The sequence below is a fragment of the Streptomyces sp. CRN 30 genome (assembly GCF_034105845.1).
The window spans coordinates 21,793-28,203 of sequence record NZ_JAVRHI010000547.1; the positions used below are offsets into that span (position 1 = coordinate 21,793).

A 6,411-nucleotide genomic window follows, 5' to 3' on the forward strand; every position below is an offset into this window, starting at 1 on the left:
ACGATGGGGGTGAAGGTGATGACATCCACCAAGACGCTGGCCGCGGCCCTCGAAACCGGACACCGTGAGCGCCTGATGAGGCTCGCACGCGAGGTGTCCTTCGAAGCGGGAACGCGTCTGTTCGAGGAAGGCCGACGGGCCGACCGGTTCTGGATCGTACGCACCGGCACGGTCACGCTTGACCTGCGGGTGCCGGGCCGGCGGGCCGCCGTCGTCGACACCCTGGGCCACGGCGAACTGGTCGGCTGGTCCTGGCACTTCCCGCCTTGTCGCTGGCACCTCGGCGGCGAGGCCATGAGCCCGGTCAGGGCATGGGAGTTCGACGCGCGGGCCGTCAGGGGCATGTGTGCCGAAGACGCCTCTTTCGGCCGCGCGATGGCCGTCTGGGTCGGCGATGTGATCGCCCACCGGCTGCACGCGACACGTGTGCGCCTGCTCGACCTGTTCGCCCCCTACGGCAGCGGCAGCGGCAGCCGGTGGTGAAGGCCGGGCGCCGGGGTCCGGCGTTGTCGAGGGGCCGGTCCAGGACGGGGACGCTCGTCCATGGCGACCGCAGGGTGCCGGACCCGAATCCTATGGAGGTGAGAGTGGTGGTCACCCGGACGACGAAGGTCAGCGTCGGGCTCTTCGCGACGTGGGCGCTCAGCGATGTCGAGGAGCTGTGCACCATGCGGCGCAGCAGCAGGGAGGTGCTGCCCAGGCTGCCGGAGTTCTTCCCGATCCCCGATGAGCTGCGCCGAGCGGGCATCTCACGGCAGCACCTGCTCACGGGCATGGCGGTGATGGCTTCGGTCATGGGAGCAGCCGCCGCCGACGGCGTGCGGTCCGGGGGCCGGTCGCCCGTCTTCCGTGGCGTGCTGCTGGCGTTCGGCCTGCACGGGTTCGGCCATCTGGCCATGGCGGGGGCGGCGCGGCAGTACGTGTCCGGTCTCCTCACCGCCCCGACCATTGTCATCCCGTACTGGCTCTGGGCACGCGAGGAACTCGCCGCGGAGGGCATCGCGGACGTGGACCGCGCGTCGCTGGCCGTCGCCGCGGCCGGCATGCCCGTGCTCCTGGGTATTCATACCCTGGTGTACAGGCTGCTCGACAGGTCGACGCGTCCGCGTGGACGCCGTCGGCACGCGGGTAGTGCGGCCTCTCAGCGGCGGTCGCCGCGATGACTCGTGCCAGGCGCCGGGCAAGGATCCATGGAAGCTGCCGTCGGCGCCTGCCACACCGGCACGGGGCAGACGTTATGGCAGCGCTGCCCGGTGGTCCACCGGCTCTTCCGGCCATCCGCGTGCGCCGGGGGCGTGCCCGTTCGCACTGTGCGCAGTCCCGGCCCGCCTCGGGGCGGACGAGAACACCGTCGGGCGTCGTGCTACCGGGCCGCGTAGCGGTCACCACGGCCACACGAGGCCCAGCGCTACACCGGCCGGCCGCCGCGGCCGTCCCCGGCTTGTCCGATCGAGAGCCTTGTGCGCCGATGATGCCCGTACGACGGTACAGGGGCTGTAGCAAGTCCAGCGATTCGCCAGGGAGGGAACATGGCGAGCACCGTCGGCGACTACGTCGTCGTGTCGAAGACCGGTTTCAACCGAACGATCGGTGGCGACATCGATCAGGACTTCGCCTTCTCACTGCCTTCCTCAGCAGCCGTGCAGCAGTCGGCCGTGCTGATGATCATGGTCGACACCACCGCCACCCAGGCGTTGAAGGCGGACGTCCTGCTGAACGGCACCAAGGTCCTCACCTACGGGCCGTCCGGCGCCGACCTGGTACGGCCGCTATACGCCGCCGTCGCGGGTGGTGTCCTCAAGCCCGGCAGCAACACCCTGACCATCCGTATCGGAGGGACCGCCGGCCGGTTCAAGGCCAGTGACCTTCTGCTCATGTTCCAGAACAACGTGCCCTGACCGCTCCGCCGGCCGGCGGAGACCGTTCATCGTCCCGGAAGCAGCCGGCCGGCGATCTCGGTCGTCCACGCGTCGATGGCGGGCCAGTCACGGTAGTCACCGAACCGGCCGCCCAGCAGGTGGAAGCGCAGCCGTCCCGCCAGCGGAAGCTGGCCGGCGGTGATGACACCGGAGAACAGCCGGTGACCGCGGGGCCGCAGCCCGGCGGGCAGCCCTTTCTCGATCACCGGGATCTCCGCCGACGCCATGCGTTTCCACGGACCGCGCAGCGCGCCCGGCATGCCCACGCTGAAGATCCACACCGGTCGTGCGGCCAGAACGGCGAGATTGTCCCGTACGAACGCGGTGGCCGGGGCGAGCCAGCTCTGGCCGTGGACGGCACTGCCCAGGACGAACGCCCCGTAGCCGTCGGCGTCGTCGACCTCCGCCATGGGCCGCGCCCTGGCCGCGAGGCCCGCACCGCGCAGGACCGACGCGATGTGCTCGGCTATCTCGGCGGTGGAACCGTGCGCGCTCGCATGACCGACCAGTATCTCCACGACCTCACCTCACCTCACCTGGCTCTCCTCCGTCGCCCCTCCGTACGTGCGGCGCAGGCGGTCGGCCGTCATGGTGCCGGCGGTTCCACCGCTGGCACCATGACGATGTGTGTGCCCGTGTCCGCAGTGTCGTACGGGCGGTGAGGACGGGCCAGGGCCACAGGTCCCTCCTCCTCCCCCGGCCTTCCCCGGCCTCCCCCGGCCTTCCCCGGCCTTCCCCGGCCGGAACGACAGGTGGCGGGGCGGCCGGCGGTTGGCTGGGCGAAGTGCCGGTCATGGCGGGTGCGGGCCTCGGTGACCGCTCGCGGGCCCGGACCTGAAGTCCGTGCCGAACCGGCTGCATCGCGCGCGGGACTGATGCCGGTTGTGATCCGGATGATCGAGGAGAGACGTGACCGCGAGGACGTCGTCACGCGGCTCGCCGCGGCCTCACGATCGCGAGTTCTACGGCGAGGGTGTCCGTGCCGCTCACCGGCAGGGCCACCACGCTCAGCGCGGACGCGGTCATCTCGCCGGCCCGTGCGGCGATCAGCGGCAGCACCCCGCCCTGATCGGCGCCGGACGGCGCCGGACGTCAAGGTGTGGGTGATCTCCGCGTTCACCTGGTGCCGACGCTCGCGGAGCCGGGACTCCTCGTGGAGCCGGGCGTTGTCGAGGGCGACGCCCGCCGCCACGGCCGGCGGCGCCGGCACCGCCTCTTCGTCCTCGTCGAGCCGGTGCCCGCCGCGCTTCAGTTTCCGCAGCGCGGACTCCACCCGGCGGACCGCTGTCGCCGCGTCGAAGGCCGGCCTGTCCCCGGGTTCCACGACGACGACCAGGGTGCGCAGCCGAGGCGGGGGTCCCGGATGTCGAGCCGCAACCGCAGCGGGTCCTCCCTGCCAAGGGACTTGACACCGCCCTTCGACATGCGTCCGCCTGCTCCTGCCGACCGTCGCCGGATGCCTGGGGTCCGGACCGGGGCCGAACGGCACTGTCATGGCGCCCGGCGTCACTGCCGTTCCCCGCTCGTGCCGGCGTGGAACGCCGCCACCTCGTCCAGCACCAGCCGGGCGAGGGCATCCACCCGCGCCGCCACCTCGGGTGACAGGCCGATGCCGGGACTCGTGTCGGCGCCCTCGACGGCGTACACCACGAGCCGGCCGGGCAGCCGGTGCAGGGCGCGGGAGAGTTCGACGGCCTCGCCGAGACCCAGACCGTGGGAACTGGTCGCTCGTGACGGTGCCGGGCCGGTGCGGTCGAGGGTGAGCAGGTGCACCCGGCCGGGACGGGGCGGACGTCCCTCGGCGGCGTCCAGGACCACGCACAGGTCGGCACCCTCCCAGAGCCCCAGCAGCCGCCCCGGATCGCCGTCGCAGGTCCGCAGGACCGTCCCCCGGGGCAACGCGCCGCCGGCTTCCGGCTCGGCCAGGCGTGCGAGCACGGCCCACCCGACCCCGTCGTCGTGACGGAACTCGTTGCCCACACCGATGATCACCACGTGTGGGCCGGCTGTCCTCTCCGCCATGTCCGACCACGCCCTCCGGTACGCCCCCGCCGAGCCGAGACTCGTCCTCGCTGCCCGTGTCCGCCAGGGGCCGGGCGGCCCCGCTTCACGGCCGTTCGGGGCCCTCGTGCCGGCGCCCCGCCTGTGGCACGGTGGGGGCACGGGTCCTCCGCGCACTCTCACACGTACCGCGCACGTACCGGCGAAAGGCGGTGGGAACGATGGAACGCCCCCTGGTGGTGGGAATCGACGGATCCGATCCCAGTCTGCTGGCGGTCGACTGGGCGGTGGACGAGGCGGTCCGCCGGGGCTCGCCCCTCCGGCTCGTCCACGCGTCGATGTGGGAACGCCACGAGAACGACACAGCGTCGCACGGCACGCGCCGTCCGGCGAAACAAGTGACGGCGGAGCACATCATCGCCACGGCGGCCGAACGGGCCGGGCGCCGCTCGCCGGGCGTGCGGGTGACGGCCGACATCGTTTCCGCCGAGGCGGCCGACGTCCTCCTGCGCGAGGGCGAGCACGCCTCCGTCGTGGTCACCGGAGTGCGCGGACGGGGTGAGCTGGCGGGTCTGCTCCTGGGCTCGGTGAGTCTGGCCGTCGCGGCCCGGTCCCTGTGCCCAGTGGTCGTGGTCCGCGGTGACCGCGTCGCCCTCTCCGGGCAGCACGAGCGCGTCCTGCTCGGCGTGGGCGTCTCCGCGGCGGGCGAGGAGGCCGTGCGGTTCGCCTTCCGCGCGGCGGAGGAACGGCACAGCACGGTCGACGCCGTACGGGCCTGGCGGTGCCCCGCCCACGAGGGCAGCGACGACCCGGCGCTGGCCGAGGCACCGGCCCGCTACCACGAGGAACAGGCTTCCGTGCTGCTCGACAAGGCGCTGGCCGACGTGGCGGCCGACCACCCCGGCGTCCGGGTCCGCCGCGCCACGGTCGAGGGACCGGCCCGCAAGGTGCTGGTGGACCGCTCGGCCGCCGCGGACCTGGTCGTCGTCGGCGCACTACGCCGTCCGGGCCACTTCGGCCTCCAACTCGGCCGGGTGAGCCACACACTGCTGCACCACGCCCAGTGCCCGGTGGCAGTGGTGCCGCACCGCGACCAGGGGGCCTCATCCCCCTCGCGAGGAGAGCCGCAGTGACGGAAGTGACCGGCTGGACATGGGAGTACCGCGGGTACGACCCCGCCGAGGAGCGACTGCGGGAATCACTGTGCACGCTCGGCAACGGGTACTTCGCCACCCGCGGCGCGCTGCCCGAGTGTGCCGCGGACGGCGTGCACTACCCGGGCACGTACGTGGCCGGCTGCTACAACCGGCTGACTTCGTCCGTCGCGGGAAGGAAGGCCGCAGACGCCGAGAAGACCGAGAACATCGGCACCGTCGAGCATGTCGAGCACGTCGATAACGAAGACATGGTCAATCTGCCGAACTGGCTGCCCCTGCGCTTCCGTCGGCGGGGTGGCCACTGGCTCGCACCGGACACCGATCCGGTCGTCGAGCACGAGCAGACACTGCACCTCGCCTCGGGGCTGCTGGAGCGCCGGACGCGGTACGCCCTCGGTGCGGGACGGTCGCTGCTGGTGCGTCAGCAGCGGCTGGCGCACATGGGAGACCCTCATCTGGCAGCCTTGCGCACCGAGTTCACGGCCGACGGGTTCGCCGGTGAACTGGAGGTGGAGGCGGCACTGGACGGTGGCGTGACCAACGCCGGAGTCGCGCGCTACCGCACACTGGACGGTCGCCACCTGACCCACGTGCACACCGGCGCGGTCGCGCCGGACACGGTGTGGCTGCGCTGCCGCACCCGTACCTCGGACATCCGTATCGGTATGGCGGGACGGCTGGGCACCGGCGGAGCCGACGCGGTCCGTGCCGGGGACGTGGCGGGGGACACGGGCGAGGACACCGACCGTGCCGTCCAGCGCGTACGCCTGTCACTGGCACCCGGCCGCACCGCCGTCGTCGACAAGACGGTTGCCCTGCACACCTCACGCGACCCGGCGATCAGCGACCCGCTGCGCGCGGCGATCGACCGGGTCGCCACCGCACCCGGCTTTGACGAACTGCTGGAGAGGCACCTGACGGCCTGGGACCAGCTGTGGCGCCGCGCCGAACTGGACGTGCCCGGCGAGGCGGGCGCCATCCTGCGCCTGCACCTCTTCCACGTGTTGCAGACCCTCTCCCCGCACACCGCCGACCTCGACGTCGGTGTCCCGGCCCGCGGCCTGCACGGGGAGGCGTACCGCGGGCACGTCTTCTGGGACGAGCTGTTCGTCCTGCCCTACCTCAACCTGCACTTCCCCGAGGTCTCCCGGGGCCTGCTGCGCTACCGCCACCGCCGGCTCGACCGGGCCAGGGCGGCGGCCCGCGCCCTCGGCCGGCGCGGCGCCCTCTACCCGTGGCAGAGCGGCAGCGACGGCCGGGAGGAGACCCAGCGACTGCACCTCAACCCGCGCTCGGGCCGCTGGCTCCCCGACCACTCCCACCTCCAGCACCAC

General features: G+C 72.7%; 6 protein-coding genes and 2 pseudogenes. 5 read left to right on the top strand and 3 right to left on the bottom strand.

Annotated features, from left to right (window positions below):
- Nucleotides 1–18: 18 nt before the first annotated feature.
- The 3 genes from UW392_RS63415 (at nt 19) to UW392_RS63425 (ending at nt 1,898) form a co-directional block, all read left to right on the top strand.
- On the top strand, nt 19–483 hold the full coding sequence (locus UW392_RS63415) for a cyclic nucleotide-binding domain-containing protein (protein WP_320784600.1): 465 nt from the start codon (nt 19–21) through the stop codon (nt 481–483).
- Nucleotides 484–587: 104 nt separating this feature from the next.
- Nucleotides 588–1,163, top strand: coding sequence for an HXXEE domain-containing protein (locus UW392_RS63420; RefSeq protein ID WP_320784601.1), 576 nt, complete (start codon nt 588–590; stop codon nt 1,161–1,163).
- Between the two features lie 366 nt (nt 1,164–1,529).
- Entirely contained in the window at nt 1,530–1,898 is a 369-nt protein-coding gene (locus UW392_RS63425; RefSeq protein ID WP_320784602.1) for a hypothetical protein, read from the top strand.
- A 26-nt stretch (nt 1,899–1,924) separates the two neighbouring features.
- Here the strand turns inward: UW392_RS63425 and UW392_RS63430 are convergent, their stop codons facing one another.
- The 3 genes and pseudogenes from UW392_RS63430 to UW392_RS63440 all read right to left on the bottom strand — a co-directional run bounded on the left by UW392_RS63430 (nt 1,925) and on the right by UW392_RS63440 (nt 3,914).
- Entirely contained in the window at nt 1,925–2,437 is a 513-nt protein-coding gene (locus UW392_RS63430) for a flavodoxin domain-containing protein (protein ID WP_320784603.1), read from the bottom strand.
- Nucleotides 2,438–2,870: 433 nt separating this feature from the next.
- Nucleotides 2,871–3,168, bottom strand: a pseudogene (locus UW392_RS63435) (histidine kinase); the annotation flags it as partial.
- A 257-nt stretch (nt 3,169–3,425) separates the two neighbouring features.
- Entirely contained in the window at nt 3,426–3,914 is a 489-nt protein-coding gene (locus tag UW392_RS63440; protein ID WP_414497739.1) for a hydrogenase maturation protease, read from the bottom strand.
- Between the two features lie 227 nt (nt 3,915–4,141).
- Between UW392_RS63440 and UW392_RS63445 the strand changes: the two genes are divergently transcribed.
- Together UW392_RS63445 and UW392_RS63450 are read left to right on the top strand one after the other, a co-directional pair.
- Nucleotides 4,142–5,053: a universal stress protein gene (locus tag UW392_RS63445; RefSeq protein WP_320784605.1), complete on the top strand. Its 912-nt coding sequence runs from the start codon at nt 4,142–4,144 to the stop codon at nt 5,051–5,053.
- 5 nt (nt 5,054–5,058) lie between these two features.
- Nucleotides 5,059–6,411, top strand: a pseudogene (locus UW392_RS63450) (glycoside hydrolase family 65 protein); the annotation flags it as partial.

Coding starts and splice junctions, on each gene's coding strand:
- UW392_RS63415 (WP_320784600.1), top strand. CDS start 19: ATGACATCCACCAAGACGCTGGCCGCGGCCCTCGAAACCGGACACCGT.
- UW392_RS63445 (WP_320784605.1), top strand. CDS start 4,142: ATGGAACGCCCCCTGGTGGTGGGAATCGACGGATCCGATCCCAGTCTG.
- UW392_RS63425 (WP_320784602.1), top strand. CDS start 1,530: ATGGCGAGCACCGTCGGCGACTACGTCGTCGTGTCGAAGACCGGTTTC.